The following is a 19902-nucleotide window of genomic DNA, read 5'->3' as shown; positions in this document are numbered from 1 at the left end:
TGCGTTAAGCCTTTATCATTTATATAAAGGCAAAGGCAAAGGCAAAGAATCTTTCAATGAATAGAAAATTAAAAATGCGTGAAATGCAGTGTAAAGAGAGGAAATAAGATGAGTAAGAACGTAATTGTATTTACTGGCGGGGGAACAGCTGGCCACGTTACTCCCAATATTGCTATTATGAAGGAGTTAGATCAAGAGAAGTGGGATATTCACTATGTAGGCTCTCATAATGGGATTGAAAAAGAATTAATTACAAACTTAGATATTCCGTATTATGCGATTTCGAGTGGGAAACTTCGTCGATACGTGGATATGGAAAATGTAAAAGACGTCTTTCGAGTAGTTAAAGGTGTAGGAGACGCAAGGCGAGTGTTAAAAAAGCTTAAACCTTCGCTTGTGTTTTCTAAAGGTGGATTTGTAACGGTACCTGTCATTATGGCAGCGAAGTCGCTTAATATTCCAGTATTTATTCATGAGAGTGATTTAACTCCGGGACTGGCAAATAAAATCGCTCAGCGTTTTGCAACAAAAATTTTCACATCATTTGACGAAGCAGCTGCTTATTTTCCGAAAGAAAAAGTGCAGGTTGTGGGTTCGCCGATTCGTCGAGAATTATTTCACGGAAAAGCAAACAACGGTCAAAGCTGGCTCCGCTTTTATGATAAAAAGCCAATTCTTACAATCATGGGTGGAAGCTTAGGTGCGCGAAAAATTAATGAAGTTGTTCGTGAATCGCTTCCAGAACTTCAAAGAAAGTTCCAAATTGTACACCTGTGTGGAAAAGGCAACGTTGATGAGAGCTTAGTGAACTTGCCGAGCTATCGCCAGTTAGAGTACGTGAACGAAGAGCTACCTGACGTGTTAGCAGCGACTGATTACGTCATTACGCGCGGAGGATCTAATGCTATTTTCGAATTTTTAGCTCTTCATAAGCCAATGATGATTATTCCTTTATCTAAAGCGCAAAGCAGAGGAGATCAAATCCTGAATGCAAAAGCCTTTCAAAAGAAAGGTTACTGTACCGTTTTAGAAGAAGAGCAGATTACAAAAGAAACATTTTTACAAGAATTAGAGCTTCTTCAAAAACAAGCAAGTGAAATGAAGCGTACAATGCGTGAAGCGACAAAAACAGACGCTATTTCTGTGTTAGTGAAAGAGATAAATCAAATTTAAAGCATGTAATTTAAGTACCAAAAAAAATCAGCTGCTATAATAAGGAGCTGATTTTTTTTATGGGAAAGTTGATGGGTTTACTTTACAACAATCGTTTCTTTTTGCTTTTTGCCTTCTTTTTCCCATGTTACTTCAATCATGGCAAACGTAATGTCTTCTGTTACTTGGCTGCTGTCTTTTACGTCATAAGCTTTAAGGTTATTACTTAATACCGTATCAACAGAAAGAAGCTGTTCGGCATTTTCTTTTTGAATAGGTTGCACGGTGGTATAGCTTTTAACTTCGCCTTCTTCTTTTAGAAATTCTACTTTGCCACGCCAATGTGCTGTTTTTCCTGCTAACGTTTTAATGGGTTTATCTATTCTCTTAGCGGTAGATTTGTGATCATTGGCATGAATAAAGGACAAGATATTATCGCGCATTAACGTCATGGAATAGTTATGATAAAAATCTTTATCAATTTCCCCTTTTTGAAGAGCCCGATCAAGCTGAGAAAATTGCTTATCCGCTAAAAATAAAAGAAGTTCCTGCTCATTAATATTTCGTTTTTCGGCCATTTGAGCAATCGTCGTGCCACTTTTCCATTCTTTTTTAAATTCTTTACTATTTATATGTAAAAACTCTCTTAGCTCGGTATAGTTATAGCGATACTGAAAGCGTGGTTCTTCAGCAGCCCATGAGGTAGAGGTACAGGTGAAAAACAGCATTAATGTTGTTAAGAGAAGGATAATTTTTCTCATGTAGATTACTCCTTTCATCTGATTGTTTGTTATTGGTTAGCTTTTAACAGATAGAGTAAATTATGCATTATTCTTTACTTATCACCTCATTAGGCAATATGATGAAGTATGATAAAAAAATGACAATTTGATAAAGAATATGTAAAAGCTAGTCTCTATTAGCTTCATGATGATATAATAAGAGGGGTAAAGACGTAACTTGCGTAATGGAAACCTCTAATATTAAATTAGGGGTTATTTTTTTTACTATGTAAGTTAGTCTTTCTACTATGTAATGAGAATAAATGTGTAAAGAAGAAAATAGTAAAACAAATGAATGTTTCAATAAAGGAGTTCAAAACATGGCTACTGAAAAGACGACAAGTGATCAGCTGAGAAGTCTGTTTAAGTCCTTAGTCTGCATAATTGCACTTATATATATTATTCGCACTTTTATATTTGGCCCATATATAGTCCAAGGAGCTTCGATGAACCCGACGCTAGAAAATGGGGAACGATTGTTTGTTAACAAATTGTCTTACGCTATCCATGATTTGCAACGTGGAGATATTATCATTGTTGATGGAAGTGGAGAAGCTAAGCATTATGTAAAACGAGTAGTTGGGTTACCTGGAGAGAAAATTGAAATGAAAGATGATGAATTATATATTAATGATAAGAAAGTAAAAGAACCGTATTTAGAGCGTAATTTACAAGCGGCTCGATACTTACAAATGCAGTTAACCGGAGATTTTGGCCCAATTAAGGTCCCTTCAGACTCAATATTTGTAATGGGTGATAATCGATTATATAGCAAAGATAGTCGAAATGGATTAGGGAATGTTAACATCAATGATGTAGTAGGAAAGGCAGAATTTGTTTTCTACCCCATTCAGGACGTAAGGAACGTTTACTAAATAACGTTCCTTTTTTATGTGATAAATCGTCATAAAGGATTGAAATAAAAGCCAAGCTAAAAGAAAAAAGGGTGTGAAACCTTTGAACGCCTCATATGAAAAATTATTTAAACATTTTAAATTTGTCCACGGAATGGAAATGAAAAATCGCCTTGTTATGGGGCCTTTATTTACGCAGAGTTCTCATGAAAATGGAGAGTTGTCTGATAAAGATATGGCTTTTTATCGAGAGCGAATCAAGGATGTTAGCATGGTGATAGTAGGCCCCGCTTATATAGAAGAAGGCGGAAAGACAATGGATGGTCAATTAGGGATTCATAGAGATTATGTAGCAAGAAAACTCCATGAATTTACAGCCATGGCAAAAAGAATGAAGGTTAAAACGATTTTGCGCATCTCTCATGGTGGAGCTTTGTCAGCTGAGTATTTAAAAGTTGGGGACGAAGCAGTTGCTCCTAGCAGGGTGGCGGTCCGTAGAAAAGGAAAAAAACCAAAAGAACTGAATGAACCTCAAATAGATCATACGTTACACGCATTTGCTCGTGCAACCGAGCGTGCTATTCAAGCTGGCTTTGATGGGGTTGAAATTGAAGGAGGAAGCGGGCATCTTTTACAGCAGTTTACTTCAAAGCAAGCAAATCATCGTAAAGATACTTTTGGAGGAACAGCTGAAAATCGCCTATCTTTTTCAATTCAAGTCATTCGCACGGTCTCCAAAGTTATTAAAAATACTACTAATAGACCCTTTTTACTTGGTTATGCGATGACTCCGGAGGAAAAGGGATATGGAGGCAATAAGGTAGATGATACCATGGTATGGATTGATCAGTTAATTGAAGAAAAAGTTGACTATGTTCATTTAGAAGTCAAATCTTTTCATGCTAAAACAACGCATCATAAAGAGGGTGAGGCTGAGGTTGTGCCAGCGATTATTAAACATGTAAATCAGCGCATTCCCATTATTAGCGGAGGAAATTTATTTACACCTTTACAAGTGGAGGAGGCAATTAGAGGAAAGTTATCAATGGTAACGATTCAACAAGCTTTAAATCTAGATCCTTACTGGGTGGAAAAAGTAAGAAGAAGCGAAGAGCCATTCTATGGAAAGGTTCCTGAATTAGAAGAAGTTGAAGCTTATCAAAAAGTAGATAGTAATGAGGTTGAAGATTTATTGGAGGAACTTTAAAAAAGAGAAATCATTATTTATGATTTTCAAAAAAACATAGTTGACTTCTAGGAATAGTTTGAATTAAAATGAAACCATCTCATAAAAGCTGAATATACTGTAGCTAGCAATGAGTGGGCTGATCGGAAAAACCGAAGGCTTCTAACAATAGGTTAGGAGTCTTTTTTTGTTACCCAAATACAAAAAGGACTTTAACTATAAAAGAAAACAATTTATCATCATGAAAGGGTAAGGAAATAAAAAATGAAAAAACTACTTACGTTTGCAATTATCGGATTTTTCGCTCAATTAATTGATGGATCGTTAGGAATGGCTTACGGAGTTACATCAACCACGCTATTACTCACCTTTGGAATTGCACCTGCTGTTGCATCTGCATCCGTTCATTTAGCGGAGGTCGTAACGACTGCTGCATCAGGAGCTTCCCATATTAGATTTGGAAATGTTGATAAGACAACCGTATTACGCTTAGTAATTCCAGGGTCAATTGGAGCGTTTGTTGGAGCGTGTTTTTTAAGTAACATACCAGGTGATATGGTAAAGCCTTATATCTCTACATTTTTACTGCTATTAGGGGTTTACGTTTTAATTCGGTTTTTATTTATTTTTAAAGTGAGTGAGGAAAGGGAAGCAAAGCCATTATCTGCAAAACAATCAATTCCTTTGGGGTTAATAGCGGGATTCGCTGATGCTACGGGGGGAGGAGGATGGGGACCAATTGCTACCCCAGTTTTATTAACAAAACGTGGATTGAGTGCTCGTAAAGTTATTGGTACAGTAGACACGAGTGAGTTTGCTATTGCGGTTTCAGCTACTTTAGGATTCTTAATTTCGCTTGGTTGGGAACAAGTGAACTGGATGTGGGTAGCTGCTTTAATGATTGGTGGAATTATTGCAGCGCCAATCGCAGCTTGGCTTGTACGAATTATTCCAGCACATTTATTAGGGGCGTTGGTAGGTGGCTTTATTATTTTGACTAATGCACGAACTCTTTTAATGTCTAGCTCTGTTTCTACTCCTATGCAAACAGCTATCTATGCGTTTATTTTAATTGTTTGGGCTGCTTCCATCACGTTAGCGTTAAGAAGAGGTCAAAAAGAAAAAAAAGAAGCAGGAAACCTTGCAAATAAAGTGGTAAATAATTAAAGAGTGAGGCTGGGACATAAGTAATTCAGCCAATGATAAACCTAAACGGTTGAGGGCTCCTCACTTTTAATCGTTCAGGTTTTTTGTTGATTGTGAAAACGATTTTGGAAACAGGGTGGAATGGAGCGTAAGACACTTAACTCCTGCGGGAAAGAGAGGGAAAACTGAGATCCCGCAGCGCAGCGAGGAAGCTCAGGTTCCTCCCCGCGGAAAGCAAGTGGCCGTAGCGCAATCGAACAAACGTATTCTGACAATGTAAAGAGATGAGAAAAGGAGTTGTTCTTCTTTTTGAAAATTTGTTTTGTTATGTCCCACCCTCATGTATATATTGCCTTATAAAAGAAAGGAGCTATTGATATGCCGTTTAGCTATGTAGAATCGTTATCTTGTCCAAAATGTCAAAAGAAATATGATGCATCGAAAGTGCAGCAGCTTTGCACATGCGGCTCACCACTTTTAGTTTCATATGATTTACAAAGAGTAAAAAATCGTGTAACCAAAGAAGAGATTGAAAAGCGTCCGCCAACCTTATGGCGCTATCACGAAGTTTTGCCGGTTCAGAATGAATGTAATGTTGTATCTTTAGGCGAAGGCATGACGCCTTTAATTGAAATGCAAAAGCTTGGCAGGCGTCTAGGAGTAGAAAAGCTACATATGAAGGATGAAGGACTTGTACCAACAGGTTCATTTAAAGCTAGAGGGGCAGCTGTTGGCGTCTCAAAAGCGAAAGAGCTTGGCATTAAAGAACTAGCAATGCCTACAAATGGAAATGCTGGAGCAGCGTGGTCGTTATACGCTACAAGAGCATCAATTAAGTCACATATCGTTATGCCGGTTGACGCACCGTTAATCACAAGAAAAGAGTGCGCAATTGCAGGAGCCAACCTTTATTTAGTTGACGGTTTAATTAGCGACGCAGGTAAAATTATTAGTCAGCTAGTAAATGAAGCGGGGGTTTATGATGTTTCAACGCTCAAAGAGCCGTATCGCATTGAAGGAAAGAAAACGATGGGGTATGAAATTGCCGAACAGTTGGAATGGAAGCTACCTGATGTTATTCTATACCCCACAGGTGGAGGCGTAGGTCTAATTGGTATCTACAAAGCCATTTGTGAAATGCAGGCTTTAGGTTGGGTAGAAGGGCAAATGCCAAAGCTCGTTGCGGTACAAGCATCAGGGTGTGCACCAATTGTATCAGCTTGGGAAAATGGTGAAAAAGAGTCGGTGTTTTGGGAGAATTCAACAACAAAAGCATTTGGAATTAACGTACCTAAAGCTATTGGAGACTTCTTAGTTTTAGACGCACTGTATCAGTCAAGGGGCTGTGCCGTTGCTGTAACGGATGAAGAAATTACAAAAGAACAGTCCTTGATAGCTGAACTAGAAGGGGCTTTCGTCTGTCCGGAAGGGGCAGCGACCTTTGCTGCGGTGAGACAACTAAAAGCGAGTGGGTGGCTAAAAGGAACGGAGCACATAGTTTGCTTAAATACAGGACAAGGAATTAAATACCCAGAGAGCGTAGAAGAACATGTAGAAGTTTTACAACCTAGTGATCGAATTTCATTTATCAGATAATGCTTAATTTAGTAGTGCTATGGTACAATAAGAATAAAAATGACCGAATGAAGATTATATAATCTGCATTGGAATATAAAGGTGTGAAAGAAGTTTGTGGTTTATTTTATTCTAGTTCTTGTAGCAGCAATCGAAATTATTGTTTTAGGAATTAATCGATCCGTATTTGCCAATATTCCATTGGTAGAATTTTATATTGTCCCGCTTATAGCTGTAATAGCAGCTGCTATTTTATTATCAAAGCGACCGAACCGAATGATGCGAGTAGCTCGACAAGGGTTCTTTACAGCAGCCATTATTGTGTTAGTATTTGTCCCAGTTATTTATACAAACAACCTTCCATTATATAGTTACGAAGAGGCAAAAGATATACTCGCCCAGCGAGAACAGCTTCTTCTATCTCAATTTATGGAAGGTGATAAAGTATATGAAGCAAATGGTCCTCAGAATTCTCAAAAGAGACAATATTTACTTACAGTTGCGCGTGGAGAGCAAGTGTTAAAGTATGCTTTTGACCCTTTTAGCGGAGGTTTTGAACTAATATCGAGAGGTAGCAAAGAGTAAAAGGGGCTGGGGCATAAGTGTTTCAGTCAATGATTTATCCGAAAGATTGAGAGTTAACTCTCAATCTTTCGGATTTTTTGTTGATTTGAAAAACAAGTTTTAAAAAAAGTGGAATGGAGCGTAAGACACTCGACTTCCCGCAGAAAGTGAGTGTCTGCAGCGCAATGGAACGAACTTGTTTTTACAACTTAACGATGTTAGAACAGTCATGATTCGTCTGTGAAAAGGAACCATGTAGTTACGTCCGAGTTTCTTTTTTGTAAGTTACATGTACTAGTTTGACAAAATTCTTAACGAGATTTTGTATAGATTGAGAGAGGGCTTCTTATCGCAATAGTAAGTTTTGTACTTTTTTCTATTACAGAATTTGTTATTATTAGGTAGGTGCTGTAGGTTATTAAGTTATTACATTATTAGTACAAGGCTCATATGAAATGATCATATTAAAATCAATGATATCTAGTCGATTCAGACAGCTGAATCGATTTTTTTGAGAAAATGTTGTTAAAAATTTGAAACTTTCATGTTTGCGTCGCGTATATAATGGTGTAATGTCACACAATCGTCACAAACGGAGGTGAAAAAAGATGGAGAGTTTGTTGGAATACCGTCTATTGAAATTAAATGAAACATATACTTCTATTTATCATTATGAGTCTATTGAACTAGAACAAGTGCTTGCTCGGAGGGAATGTGAATTTTTCGTAAAAGAAGGTGTTACCTATAAGCAGCGTTCGTCTGCTTTTGAAGATGATATTCATGTAATCTACGTTGATGAATATGAGCATGCTCCTAAAGAGGAGAAGGAAAGTGATAGCGAATATTTAACGCTTGAAATTCGAGAACTGAATTCGTATCGTAATCACCCGTTGCTTACAATCAAGTCCCTCTCCAATCACCTTGAAGTGCTCTCATATTTAGGCACTGTTTATAGTTATTTCAACGGTCGAGAATGGGAGCGGGACTCAGCAGAAATTGATGAAGACCGAAAAGTATATGTACTATATGTCACCGAAACAGGAGTTAAGTATTGAGGAGGAAGAAAGATGTCAAAAACAAAAAAAATGATGGCTGGCGTTTTAACCACTGTAATGGTTACTTCACTCGTTGGCTGCGGGTCGAATCGCCCTCCTGAACCGGATGATGACAGCTGTAGAGACTGGGATTGGGATGAAGATACTCAAACATATTATTGTGATAGCTCATCAAGTACAACTGGTGGAGGGCACTACTATCATAATGGAAAAACATATAGCTCTAAAAAATCCTTAACAAGTGACTCATCCTATAAATCTTATAAATCTGGAATTGGATCAGGGACTAAAGGTGGTTTTGGGGGATAAACATGACCGATATACGCAAACAATTCTATAAAAATATCGACTCGTTTTGGCATGATTTATACGATGAAGAGTACGCTTTATACGATATAAAAGTCGAAAAGGCAGAAAAAATTAAGCAGGTTAAAACCGCTGCAGATCGAGTGGGGCATGTATTTTTTAAAACAGCTCATCTTTTGCGAGCGCTTGACGACGAAACGTTGCAATCATTAGGATTTCCAAAAGAAGTTTTACCTTATATTCGGCTTCAGACCATGGAGGTAGAAACTGTGATTTCTCGAATTGATTTCATCGTTAACGAATCTGGTATCAAAGTGATGGAGTTAAATGCGGACACTCCTACCTTCATTAAAGAATTATTCCACGTGAATCGTCGTGTTTGCAAGCAGTTTGGTTTACATGATCCTAATCAAAAAGAAGAAGAACATTTATCTCGTGTATTAAAAGAAGCCATTTTCAAAGCTTATGAAAAGCTTGGGAAGACGACGTATCCGCATATTGTTTTTTCATCCCATGGTGACCATGAAGAAGACAAATGGACAACAACGTATTTAATGGAACAAGCCAATGTAAAAGCAAGGTATGAACCGTTAGATAAGCTTAGAATTGTAGATAAGCCAATATATGAACAAGGAGAGCTTGTTTTAGAGCCAGGACTATATGATACGACCGGGCAGAAAATTGACGTTCTTTATCGACAAACGTATCCCATTGAGCACTTAGTGAACGATAGAGATCCAGTTACAGATGAAGGCGTTGGTGAGATGCTTTTAAAGCTTGTCAAAGATAAACAACTCGCAATTATCAATCCGCCATCTGCTTTTTTATTGCAATCAAAAGCAATTCAAGTTGTGATTTGGGGCCTGTATGAGCAGAAGCATCCGTTTTTTACAAAAGAAGAGCATGAATGGATTTATACTTATTTCTTACCTACATATTTAGAAGAAGATGTTTTTATAAAAAGTCAAAAGCCTTATGTAAAAAAGCCTTCGTTTGGTCGAGAAGGTGATACGGTTGAAATATATGAAGGTTCAGGTAAAAAAGTGGCTGAGGACGCACAAAAAACGTATGAAGATGAAGTGCCTGTTTATCAACAATTCTTAGAACTTGACATAGCAGAAATTGTCACAGAGAAAGGAAAACAAACAGCCCATATTATGTATGGTTGCTTTTTACTAAATGGAAGGCCGAGTGCAGTTGGTATTCGAGCGGGAAATCAAATTACTGATAATGCATCTTATTATTTGCCAATTGGATTAAAAAATGAAAGTGAGGATGAAAAAAATGGCGTTGACTGAATGGATTGAATGGGGAAGTATTGGTAGCTTTCTAGCTCACGTAGTTGTAGGTTTATTTTTGTTATTTCTTGGAATTATCGTATTTGAATTAACAACAAAGTTTAATGACCGTGAACTTATTCGAAAAGGAAACCTTGCCGTTGCACTTAAGTTATGGGGAAAAGGAATTGGTCTTGCAATTGTTATTTACACGGTTTGGAGCAATAGCTTTAACTTAGTTGATGCAGCTGTTTGGGGCATAGTGGGAATTGTAACACAGGTGATTGCTTATTGGATTATTGAATACGTTATGACACCTAAAACAAACTTGGCAAAGAAAGTTGAAGAAGGTAATATTGCCGTTGGTTTTACGCTGTTTGCTGCTGCGATTGCTGTTGGCTTTATTGTTGCGGGAAGCTTAACTTATTAACGTTAGCTGAAATGTTAAAGAATGAACGATAGACAAAAGGCGATTCCTTGATTAAGGGGAATCGCTTTTTGGTACTTTGGATTGCTCAGCATCAAGAAGCTCTTTTGTATGAGCTCGATCGGCTTGAACAATTCGTTGCTGCATATAAAAAGGAATCACAAACAGCAAAATAAATAAAAACAAATAGCCCATGTGCTTTCCTCCACAATTAAAAGTCTTACTTTTATTATGTGAAAAAATAATAAAAATAATTCTCTGTAGAAATTATCATTCAGCATATATTTTTCTCGTGTTCGTTCGCATAGTTTTATATTCAAAACAAACACTAAATACAGCCTTTTATACTGAATAAATTAAAGAGGGTGAATGAATGAAAAAGAGATTTTTGTTGTTAAGCTTTACAATGATGCTATTAATAAGTTGCAGTCGTTCAAATGAAACAGCTAGGCCAAGCCTCTATTTAATTCCCGATGGATATAGAGGTTGGGTGGCGGTTGAATATGATAAAGATAACGGGCAACCTACGGAAATGGAAGGGGAATATACAGTTTTTCATATTGACCAAAACGGCAGAAGTCGAACAAAAACGTTACTGACGCATGAAGGATGGGCTACGAATAAATATTACTATGTAAGCGACGGTGGCGATAGAAAAGAGTTAAAACCAGGAAAAATGATTCATGGCGCAACGGAAGGGACAGAAAATACCAATCATACAATTGAGTTTTTCTTTGTAGGAAGCGCAGATGAATTTGACAAAGCAGGTGATTACAGAAGGGAATATAAATCAAACTAAAAAAGTAGTCAGCTATGAGTGCTGGCTACTTTTCGGAATGAAAAACACTAAATTTGAGCTGTTCAATTTTAGCTAGCGCTTCTTTTTGATCTTCGCTGCTTGTAACCCAGCTAGGAACGTAAACATGGAACAAATCGGGCTCGGGAATATGCCTTGGGTGGCCGACTTTAACATAGGATTCAATGTATTGTAAGTGTTCTAAATTATATGCCCATAGCAAATGATTTGGACAAGATGTTTTTAAATACAAAGGCAAGTTGAAAAAGGGATCGAATCCTTCTTTAAATTCAAAAGAAATTTCCATTTTATGTGAAGCACTATCATCATAACCGCAGTTTGAGCATTCACACTGATGTAACCCATTGATATGGCTAACTGAAGTTATACGAGCACAAAGTTGACAGCTTGGACATTGAACTAAAATAAAATCATGAAACTTATATAAGCATTCTTTTTTGTTTTCTTGTTGATTTGTCATCATTTGTACCTCAAATTGTAAAGCTTTTAGAAAAAGTAAAGAGTATTTTTACTTTAAACGTTTACTCTCTGTATTATTCATACCATAGCTTTTACAGGAAAACAATAAAAAACCTTTTCGGAACCAAAGTTGTGTGATATAGTATGACAAATCAGAAAAAATATAGAGAATGGTGAGATGAGATGAGTCAACAGGAACAATGGACATCAAAAATTGGCTTTATTTTAGCTTCGGCTGGTTCCGCTATCGGAATTGGAGCTATTTGGAAGCTTCCTTATGTAGCAGGTACAAGTGGGGGAGGAGCGTTCTTTCTTCTATTTATTCTGTTTACAGCTATTATCGGTCTTCCTTTACTACTAGCAGAGTTCGTATTAGGACGTAATACGCAAAAAGAAGCAATTCGTGCTTATGACGCTGTAGCGCCCAAATCCATCTGGAAAGGAATTGGCTACCTAGGCGTAATTACGTGCTTTATTTTGTTATCATTTTATAGTGTAGTTGGCGGCTGGATTTTACAATACTTATTTGCCAGCGTGACAGGTGGACTCAGTGGAGTGAAAGACTATAGTACATTGTTTGGTAACACAATTGCTAATCCAACAAGCGCTGTAATTGCACAGTTTGTATTTTTACTCCTGACAATTATCGTAGTATCTCGAGGGATTCAAAACGGAATTGAAAAAGCAAACAATATTTTAATGCCTGCATTATTTGTACTTTTTATTGCTATTATTATTCGATCTTTAACATTAGATGGCGCAATGGAAGGCGTCAAGTTTTTTCTTTATCCAGATTTTACAAACTTAACGTCTGAAGCTATTTTATTTGCGATGGGTCAGGCATTCTTTTCATTAAGTGTGGGTGTTTCCGTAATGGTAACGTATAGCTCATATTTAACGAAGCAACAGAACTTGCCGAAATCTGCAGTGTCTATTGCTGGTTTAAACATTGTCATATCTCTATTAGCTGGCCTTGCAATTTTTCCAGCAGTTTTTTCAATGGGAGGAGAGCCTGCAGAAGGACCTGGGCTGTTATTTGTAGTTTTACCTACAATTTTTGAACAACTTCCTTTTGGACTAGTATTCCAAACATTGTTTTTAGCGCTATTTTTATTTGCAACATTGACATCTGCTTTTTCTATGCTTGAGATTATTGTGGCGTCATTAGCAAAAGGGAAATCTGGTAAACGTATTAAGTTGTCATGGATATCTGGAGTATTAATTTTTATTGTTGGTATTCCTTCAGCACTATCGTTTGGACCGCTAGCAGACGTAATGATTTTTGGTAAGTCAATTTTTGATGCTGCTGATTTTTTAGTAAGTAATATTTTAATGCCGTTAGGTTGTTTGCTCTTAGCTTTATTTGTACCATGGAAAATGAAAAAAGCTGTCTTAATTGAAGAGTTTCAACAAGGTTCTAACAATGTGAAAAAGTGGTTTGCGCTTTGGTTACTAGTCATTCGCTATGTAGCTCCCGTATTAATCATCATTGTATTTGTAAATATGTTAGGCTTTCTTTGATAAGTCGCGAGAGAACGCTGTTTTGACGGCGTTCTTTTTGCTATGAGTAAAAGGGGGGACACGCAGGTGGTTAATTTCTTATATGAGATGTTTGTTGGTGTCGGAGTATTTGTTTTGCTGTTTGTTTTATTAATAATTGCTAGAGTTGCGGGGAGTAGAAAGAAGTAGATGGTAACAAATTCTATTTGAATTTCAAAAAAAATAGTACACGTTATTAAAAAATGTGGTAGTATAATATCCTATGAGCATAATTAGACAATGTTCGCATGTGTTGTGATGAAGCGTTTTTTAGAAAGAGGGATCGTCTTGAGTGAGGAAGTTCTGGTCAAGATTCTATCTCAAGCGTATGAACAAAATAAGACGTTACCAATTGTCTCATTAGCGTCTTTCTTTGACGAAAATAGTTTGCATTTTCGAGTGAAAGCTACGCTGCCAATCGGTCTTACGTATCGTACGCTTATGTCAATTCAGAATAAAACGTGTGTCCAAGATGTGTTAGTGGAAGTACTACAAGTCGATCATGTTAACAATGATGGACCAGTTTCTGAATGTGTTTATATTTTAACAAATGGCACAGCGAAAGAGGTTGAACAGTGGGTTGAACCACTACAGCCGACAATGGTGTGCGAAGGATATTTATATGGCGAACCGTACAATGCGCCACAGCTAAAACATGACTACCGCGTGTTTGCTGTAAAATGGTAATCCCGTTTCGAACAAAAACAGCCCCCCTGCTAGTAGGGGGCTGTTTTTGTTGAAATATGTTTAATAAGGGTGGGCATCGTGTCCTTTTTGTTCAGCTTCTTGTACAGCATCAGAAGCCTTATTACTTCCTAAAGGAGAACCCCCTTCAATTGGGAAGTGCCCAAATGATGGGGTGATTTCGGATCCAGCTTCCATATCATAAGTGCCATCATCATTCATCGTAAAGCCAATGCCAGCTGCCACTTGTCGACCATAATCTTCGTCGCACTTTGTTAAAAGCTCGATCATACGCTGTTGGATCTGTTGGTGACAAGGCTTAAGCCCGTCCACAAGGTTTTGAATCAAATCTTTACGCTCCCATTCTTCTAGTAAACGATAGCGCTCACCAGCTTGCTTGAAATCATTTGTACGTTCAATTTTTTCTTTTTTAAGATGGCCTTCTACTTTGGGTTGATGAGGCTTAGGTCTATCTGTTGCTTCTTTAAGGCCACCTAAAAGCGAAGGTTCATAGTTAACATGAGGGTTTTGGGTCGGTGCCTCATCCACATGGTAAGCCATTTGGCCATCTCGTTGATTTGTTGCTACATGCTTTTTTGGTGCATTGATCGGCAGCTGCAAGTAATTTGCACCAACGCGATGACGCTGAGTATCTGAGTAAGAAAACGTTCTACCTTGAAGCATTTTGTCATCAGAGAAGTCAAGACCATCTACTAACACGCCAGTTCCAAACGATATTTGCTCGGTTTCAGCAAATACATTATTCGGGTTTTTATTAAGGACCATTTTCCCAACTGGTAGAAACGGAAATTGATCTTCAGGCCAAATCTTTGTATCATCTAAAGGGTCAAAATCCAGTTCAGGGTGTTCGCCATCCTCCATAATTTGCATGCAAAGCTCCCATTCTGGATAATCTCCTTTTTCAATTGCCTCATATAAATCTTGCGTAGCGTGACTAATGTTCTTTGCCTGAATAGCTTCAGCTTCGCTCTGAGTAAGATTTTTAATACCTTGTTTTGGCTCCCAGTGGTATTTAACTAAAAAAGCATCCCCATTTTTATTTACCCACTTATATGTATTAACTCCTGAGCCCTGCATTTGACGGTAGTTAGCTGGAATCCCCCATGGAGAAAATAAAAAGGTAATCATGTGCATTGATTCAGGCGTTTGGCAAATGAAATCGAAAATTCGTTCCGTATCTTGTCTGTTTGTAACAGGATCTGGTTTAAATGAGTGGATAAGGTCAGGGAATTTAATTGCATCCCGAATAAAAAAGATTTTTAAGTTATTTCCCACCAAGTCCCAATTTCCATCCTCTGTGTAAAATTTAACTGCAAATCCTCGAGGGTCACGCATCGTTTCTGGAGAATCTTTTCCATGAGTAACAGTGGAAAAACGTACAAACACAGGAGTTTGCTTACCTGCTCCTGAAAAAACTTTTGCACGCGTATAATTCTCTACAGGTTCGTCACCTAGTTTTCCATATGTTTCAAAGTATCCGTGAGCACCGGTTCCTCTAGCGTGAACTACGCGTTCTGGTATACGTTCCCTATCGAAATGGGCAAGTTTTTCAATTAGTTGATAGTTCTCTAAAGTAGCAGGGCCGCGATTTCCAATTGTGCGACTGTTTTGGTTATCACGAATGGGGTGTCCTTGACGAGTTGTTAATGTTTGTTCATCTTCACCTTCAGTAAATCGCTTATCTTCAGAATCACCGGCGCCATTTACGTTCGTACCGTGAATTCCGTCTTTGTTAGACATTTACGTATTCCTCCAATCAGCTTAAGTTATTACAGTAAACTATTTTTTCCATGTTTTATCATTTTATGCATCTATTTCATTTGAAAAGGTGCATAAACGAAAAAAACACAAAAAAGTTTCAGCTTTTGGTAAAAATACGACGAACTATACAAAAAAATAATTGAAATATAAACATAATGTTAACGGTGATTTTAGAACCAATCTTACCCTCCGAAAAGGAATTTAAATGTAAAATAAAGTTAATTAAATAATCTTATATACTTATAAAGTACTGAAAATGTCATTCTGTAGGCATAGAAATGGAAGAAAAATGTCGGTTCTTGTAACAAAAATGTAATATTGGTGATGTTATTTTGTAATACAGTGTTGTTACAATGTAAACGTCTTAGATTAGTAGATTATGACAATGGAGGAACCTTTTCTATGAAAAAGTTAATATATTCTTTAGCATTATGTGGATCTTTAACAGTAGTACCAACAATTAGTGAAGCGGCATTAGGTGATACAACTTTACGTCCAGGAATGAGTAATTCAGATGTAAAACAATTACAACAACAATTAAAAAACAAGGGTTATTTTACATACGGTACAACTACAAATTATTATGGAACAATTACAAAGAGCGCAGTTATGAACTTTCAGCGTGCGAACGGATTAGCTGCAGATGGAATTGCCGGTAAAAATACATTTAGTAAACTGTTAGGAAGTAGTTCTAATTCTTCTAGCACATCTAGCACTTTATTACGTGTTGGTTCTAGAGGTGCAAATGTTCAATCTCTACAACAGCAGCTGAAAAACAAAGGTTATTTCAAGGGAAATACTACTCAATATTTTGGGTCAATTACGAAAAATGCAGTTATGGCTTTTCAACGTGCGAATGGTCTGTCAGTAGATGGAATTGCAGGGCCAGCTACGCTTAATAAACTGAAAAATGGTGGAACTAGCGCTGGTTCAGGCTCTACTTCAACGGGTACATCATCTATATTACGTCCGGGCATGTCTGGTTCATCAGTAAGTAGCTTGCAACAAAAATTAAAAAATAAAGGTTATTTCTCTGCTAACGTAACGGGATACTACGGTTCAATTACAACAAGTGCAGTTCGCTCGTTCCAACGCGCAAACGGCTTGTCAGCAGATGGAATTGCAGGGCCAGCTACGATGAACAAATTAAATTCTAGCTCAAGTTCAAACAACACTACGTCTAAGCCAAGCGTTAGTACGCCATCAAGCTCTAGTGCTTCAAAAGTAACTTCATATGGGAAACGTTTCGTGGGAACACCATACGTATGGGGAGGGACTTCTCCAAGTGGATTTGACTGCAGTGGATTCTTAAACTATGTATATCGTAACGCTGCAGGAGTTAGCTTACCGCGTACAGTTGCGGGTATCTACAGCACAGGAACTCGTGTTAGCACACCGAGCCCAGGAGATATTGTATTCTTTGAAACATATCAGCCGGGTGCAAGTCATGCAGGAATTTACTTAGGTGGAGGTCAGTTCCTTCATGCATCATCATCTAAAGGTGTTATGATTAGCTCTATGAGTAACTCATACTGGCAGCCTCGTTATTTAGGTGCGAAACGTTATCTATAAGTTTTAAAAGGGGATAATATACTATCCTCTTTTTTGTCATTGAAACAAGACAAGTATGACTTTTGTTTCTTTTTGGTATGATAAACATGAAAAAGGAGGAAGAAGTAATATGGCGATTGTAGATTTAACGATTATACCGGTAGGGACTAAAACGCCCAGCGTTAGCCAATACGTAGCGGATATTCAGAAAGTGTTAGAGAAATACAAAGAGGAGGTAGAGTATCAGTTAACTCCCATGAATACGCTTATTGAAGGTGAGCTTGGTCTTTTGTTGAAAATTGTTCAAGAGCTACATGAAGTTCCGTTTGAAAATGGAATCGAGCGAGTGTGTACTAACTTGCGTATCGATGATCGACGAGATAAAAAGCATACAATGGCTGGTAAATTAAAGGCTGTTGAATTAAAAATGAATCAAAACTAGCAGCTACCATCAGCTGCTAGTTTTTTTTGTTACTTGTTTACCAAGAAGATGGTAACAAGGAGTATGTATGCATTTCATCATGGTACAGAAATTTTGTTAGTTGCGAGCCGTTAAACGTAAAGGAGTATGCTGGTTCTGTTTTTTCTCCTTTGGGAAATAAAATAGAGGTTTTAGTGCCGCTTGAAGTAGTTGGAAATGTAAAAAATCTAAGTTAGTTAAATTGGTATAATCTAGAAGGGAATCTTTTGAATAAATTAATAAAGACTGTGAAGAGTTTGGGACATAACAAAATGATTGCTTCTAAAAGACGAACACTAGCTGTTCCCATCTCTTTGATTTGTCTCAACAAGTTCATTCCATTGCGCTACGGCCACTCGCTTTCCGCGGGGAGGAACCTGAGCTTCCTCGCTGCGCTGCGGGATCTCCGTTTTCCCTCTCTTTCCCGCAGGAGTCGAGTGTCCTACGCTCCATTCCACCCTGTTTCCAACATTGTTTTCACAATCAACCAAAAAATCTGAACGATTAAAAGTTATGAACTCTCAATCGTTCAGGTATAGTAGAGGCTGAACTACTTATGTCTCAGTCTCTTTTTAAATAAAGTTAGAGTGTAAATGAGTGTGGATTTGAAACGCAATTCGTAGTCGAAGCGTTTCTTCCGGTGTATGAACCGACCTCCCTAATATTTCTTCACACTTTTCAATTCGATAAATAACGGTGTTTCTATGAATAAATAACTGTTTGGCTGTTTCTGATATTTGACAATTTAAGTTTAGGTAAGTAGATAACGTGTCTAATAAAATAGGTTGGTCTTTTCGATCGTAGTGAAGAAGTCCTTCCAGCGCTTTTTCGTGATATTCTTCCAAGTCTGCAGAGGGAATAAGTCTTAAAAGTTCTCGAAATTGTTTTGGTTGATAAAATTGAATAGGTGCTGCTTGGTCGGTCATTTGAATGTTTTCAAGTGCTTCGATGGCTTCTTTGTACGAATCTATCACGGTTAATAGCGTCTGGCTTTGGTTTCCTATTCCGAAGCATACGTTTTGTTTATAATGTCTTTTTACAACCTTTTGAATAAGGATGAGCTGGTTTGCGATAAACTGATGCTTATCGTAACTATCAGGGAAAAATAAAATGACGTAGCGATTATCCTGTGTGAATAATAAGCTTGGAATAGGCTGTTTTGACAATTCGTACTCGATGAGCTCATAAATCATTTCGCTATCTGTGTATGTATAATGCTGTAATGGGATTTTCCCAACAGCACAAATGTACTTTTTGTCAGGAGAAAGTCCAATCTGCTTTCCGTGATAAGTGGCTTCATCTATATTTTTGAAGTAATCATGAGTTAGTTGATGGAAATATTCATTTTTCTTTCGGCGCTCTGCTTCTTTTAAAGCATGTTGACGCATCATTTCAAAGGAAAGTACATTCGCTGCTTGTTCAATTGTTAATAAGGATGACTCGTTTGGCAACATGCTGCGATAAATAACTAAAAAGTTGCTCTTGTGTGTATGTGTAGGAATTAAAAATAAGCTGAGTTCTTGTTTTGTTTTTGTGATAGAAAACGTAGCATAGCTGGCTTTAAGGTGAAAATAATTATTTATCTGAACGGCGATCTTTTCTAAAGAAGCTGATGCTTTTTCTTCTTTTTTCTCTGTGTGAAACAATAAATTTCCGTGAAGGTCGAATAGCCCAACTGGAGCGTCGCATAACGTTTGAAGTGAATGTAATATTTTTTCAACACCGTTTCCTTGTAGAATATAGGAGGAAAAGAGTTGATGAGTCATCATCGCTTGTTGAAGATCGCTTGTTTTTTTATCTAAAATAAAGCTTAAAGATTCGTTGATAATGGAACCAAGTGCTTCGTCTGTTTGTAAGTCGATGATAGGAAAGTTTAGCTTCTCTGCGAGTTCGCAAATAGATGAAGGTACTTGTTCGAAGAATCGCTTCGTTTTTATTGCTAGACCTGCGCACTGTTTTTTTGCCATGCCCTCAACCAATTGTAATAGGTTCTCTTCTTTTTCTTTAAAGTGATAGCCGGTTGTGACGAGCAGCTCCCCTTCTTTTAGAAACGTTAAAATATCTGGAGCGTCCATCATGTTAATATTTTGGACGGTTCTTGTTAACCCATTTTTTCCGGCCACAACAGATGCGCTAGCATAAGGCCGACTGCTTAATAATGTTTGTAACTCCATGCTCCCACCCCTTGTTATAAAAAGTTACATTAAATATTGCTATATTCCTATTTTAAAACATAAATTGGTTAAAATAAATAAAAAATTCAGAAAAAAATGTATAAAAAGTAGA

20 protein-coding genes are annotated in these 19902 nt (G+C 37.4%); 15 read left to right on the top strand and 5 right to left on the bottom strand.

Annotated features, from left to right (window positions below; translation table 11 throughout):
* Positions 1-108: 108 nt before the first annotated feature.
* Positions 109-1173 (top strand): undecaprenyldiphospho-muramoylpentapeptide beta-N-acetylglucosaminyltransferase, encoded by a 1065-nt coding sequence (locus LZP85_RS10950; RefSeq protein ID WP_025911295.1) that lies wholly within the window; start codon positions 109-111, stop codon positions 1171-1173.
* 77 nt (positions 1174-1250) lie between these two features.
* Here the strand turns inward: LZP85_RS10950 and LZP85_RS10945 are convergent, their stop codons facing one another.
* Positions 1251-1913, bottom strand: coding sequence for a hypothetical protein (locus LZP85_RS10945; protein WP_025911297.1), 663 nt, complete (start codon positions 1911-1913; stop codon positions 1251-1253).
* A 341-nt stretch (positions 1914-2254) separates the two neighbouring features.
* Here LZP85_RS10945 and lepB point away from each other — a divergent pair, with 341 nt between their 5' ends.
* The 9 genes from lepB to LZP85_RS10900 all read left to right on the top strand — a co-directional run bounded on the left by lepB (position 2255) and on the right by LZP85_RS10900 (position 10327).
* Positions 2255-2809, top strand: a complete 555-nt coding sequence (lepB, locus tag LZP85_RS10940) for a signal peptidase I (RefSeq protein ID WP_119544004.1) — start codon at positions 2255-2257, stop codon at positions 2807-2809.
* An 82-nt stretch (positions 2810-2891) separates the two neighbouring features.
* Positions 2892-3995, top strand: a complete 1104-nt coding sequence (locus LZP85_RS10935; RefSeq protein ID WP_119544005.1) for an oxidoreductase — start codon at positions 2892-2894, stop codon at positions 3993-3995.
* A gap of 243 nt (positions 3996-4238) precedes the next feature.
* Entirely contained in the window at positions 4239-5141 is a 903-nt protein-coding gene (locus LZP85_RS10930; protein WP_100348180.1) for a sulfite exporter TauE/SafE family protein, read from the top strand.
* A 357-nt stretch (positions 5142-5498) separates the two neighbouring features.
* Positions 5499-6716, top strand: coding sequence for a threonine synthase (locus LZP85_RS10925; protein ID WP_206782725.1), 1218 nt, complete (start codon positions 5499-5501; stop codon positions 6714-6716).
* 96 nt (positions 6717-6812) lie between these two features.
* The gene (locus tag LZP85_RS10920) at positions 6813-7280 is read left to right on the top strand and encodes a hypothetical protein (RefSeq protein ID WP_025911306.1); all 468 of its coding nucleotides are present in this window, start codon (positions 6813-6815) and stop codon (positions 7278-7280) included.
* A 587-nt stretch (positions 7281-7867) separates the two neighbouring features.
* Complete coding sequence (locus LZP85_RS10915; protein WP_035321291.1) at positions 7868-8314, top strand: hypothetical protein; 447 nt, start codon at positions 7868-7870, stop codon at positions 8312-8314.
* A gap of 12 nt (positions 8315-8326) precedes the next feature.
* Positions 8327-8623: a hypothetical protein gene (locus tag LZP85_RS10910; RefSeq protein ID WP_025911357.1), complete on the top strand. Its 297-nt coding sequence runs from the start codon at positions 8327-8329 to the stop codon at positions 8621-8623.
* 2 nt (positions 8624-8625) lie between these two features.
* Positions 8626-9918: a glutathionylspermidine synthase family protein gene (locus tag LZP85_RS10905; protein WP_119543897.1), complete on the top strand. Its 1293-nt coding sequence runs from the start codon at positions 8626-8628 to the stop codon at positions 9916-9918.
* Complete coding sequence (locus LZP85_RS10900) at positions 9911-10327, top strand: DUF350 domain-containing protein (RefSeq protein ID WP_206782740.1); 417 nt, start codon at positions 9911-9913, stop codon at positions 10325-10327. The genes LZP85_RS10905 and LZP85_RS10900 overlap by 8 nt, the downstream gene beginning before the upstream one ends.
* Positions 10328-10378: 51 nt before the next feature.
* Here LZP85_RS10900 and LZP85_RS10895 read toward each other — a convergent pair whose 3' ends face one another.
* The gene (locus LZP85_RS10895; RefSeq protein WP_167556126.1) at positions 10379-10519 is read right to left on the bottom strand and encodes a hypothetical protein; all 141 of its coding nucleotides are present in this window, start codon (positions 10517-10519) and stop codon (positions 10379-10381) included.
* A gap of 178 nt (positions 10520-10697) precedes the next feature.
* Between LZP85_RS10895 and LZP85_RS10890 the strand changes: the two genes are divergently transcribed.
* Positions 10698-11123 carry a DUF6843 domain-containing protein gene (locus LZP85_RS10890; protein ID WP_061786392.1) on the top strand — a complete coding sequence of 142 codons (426 nt, stop codon included), beginning with the start codon at positions 10698-10700 and terminating at the stop codon, positions 11121-11123.
* A 25-nt stretch (positions 11124-11148) separates the two neighbouring features.
* Here LZP85_RS10890 and LZP85_RS10885 read toward each other — a convergent pair whose 3' ends face one another.
* Complete coding sequence (locus LZP85_RS10885) at positions 11149-11604, bottom strand: hypothetical protein (protein ID WP_142925390.1); 456 nt, start codon at positions 11602-11604, stop codon at positions 11149-11151.
* 179 nt (positions 11605-11783) lie between these two features.
* Here LZP85_RS10885 and LZP85_RS10880 point away from each other — a divergent pair, with 179 nt between their 5' ends.
* Both LZP85_RS10880 and LZP85_RS10875 read left to right on the top strand, forming a co-directional pair.
* Positions 11784-13121, top strand: coding sequence for a sodium-dependent transporter (locus LZP85_RS10880; RefSeq protein ID WP_025911316.1), 1338 nt, complete (start codon positions 11784-11786; stop codon positions 13119-13121).
* A 306-nt stretch (positions 13122-13427) separates the two neighbouring features.
* On the top strand, positions 13428-13826 hold the full coding sequence (locus tag LZP85_RS10875; protein WP_224840395.1) for a hypothetical protein: 399 nt from the start codon (positions 13428-13430) through the stop codon (positions 13824-13826).
* Positions 13827-13886: 60 nt separating this feature from the next.
* On the opposite strand, the gene LZP85_RS10870 is transcribed toward LZP85_RS10875, so the two are convergent.
* Complete coding sequence (locus LZP85_RS10870) at positions 13887-15584, bottom strand: catalase (RefSeq protein ID WP_061786390.1); 1698 nt, start codon at positions 15582-15584, stop codon at positions 13887-13889.
* Positions 15585-16007: 423 nt separating this feature from the next.
* Between LZP85_RS10870 and LZP85_RS10865 the strand changes: the two genes are divergently transcribed.
* Together LZP85_RS10865 and LZP85_RS10860 are read left to right on the top strand one after the other, a co-directional pair.
* On the top strand, positions 16008-17177 hold the full coding sequence (locus LZP85_RS10865; protein WP_061786389.1) for a C40 family peptidase: 1170 nt from the start codon (positions 16008-16010) through the stop codon (positions 17175-17177).
* A gap of 109 nt (positions 17178-17286) precedes the next feature.
* Positions 17287-17598, top strand: a complete 312-nt coding sequence (locus tag LZP85_RS10860) for an MTH1187 family thiamine-binding protein (protein ID WP_025911324.1) — start codon at positions 17287-17289, stop codon at positions 17596-17598.
* A gap of 590 nt (positions 17599-18188) precedes the next feature.
* On the opposite strand, the gene LZP85_RS10855 is transcribed toward LZP85_RS10860, so the two are convergent.
* The gene (locus LZP85_RS10855; RefSeq protein WP_076512416.1) at positions 18189-19790 is read right to left on the bottom strand and encodes a PucR family transcriptional regulator; all 1602 of its coding nucleotides are present in this window, start codon (positions 19788-19790) and stop codon (positions 18189-18191) included.
* Positions 19791-19902 lie beyond the last annotated feature (112 nt).

This window comes from Priestia flexa (assembly GCF_021441905.1).
Classification (GTDB): domain Bacteria; phylum Bacillota; class Bacilli; order Bacillales; family Bacillaceae_H; genus Priestia; species Priestia flexa.
Note: the sequence above shows the minus strand (reverse complement) of the source record. Positions and strands in the feature narration are given on the sequence as shown.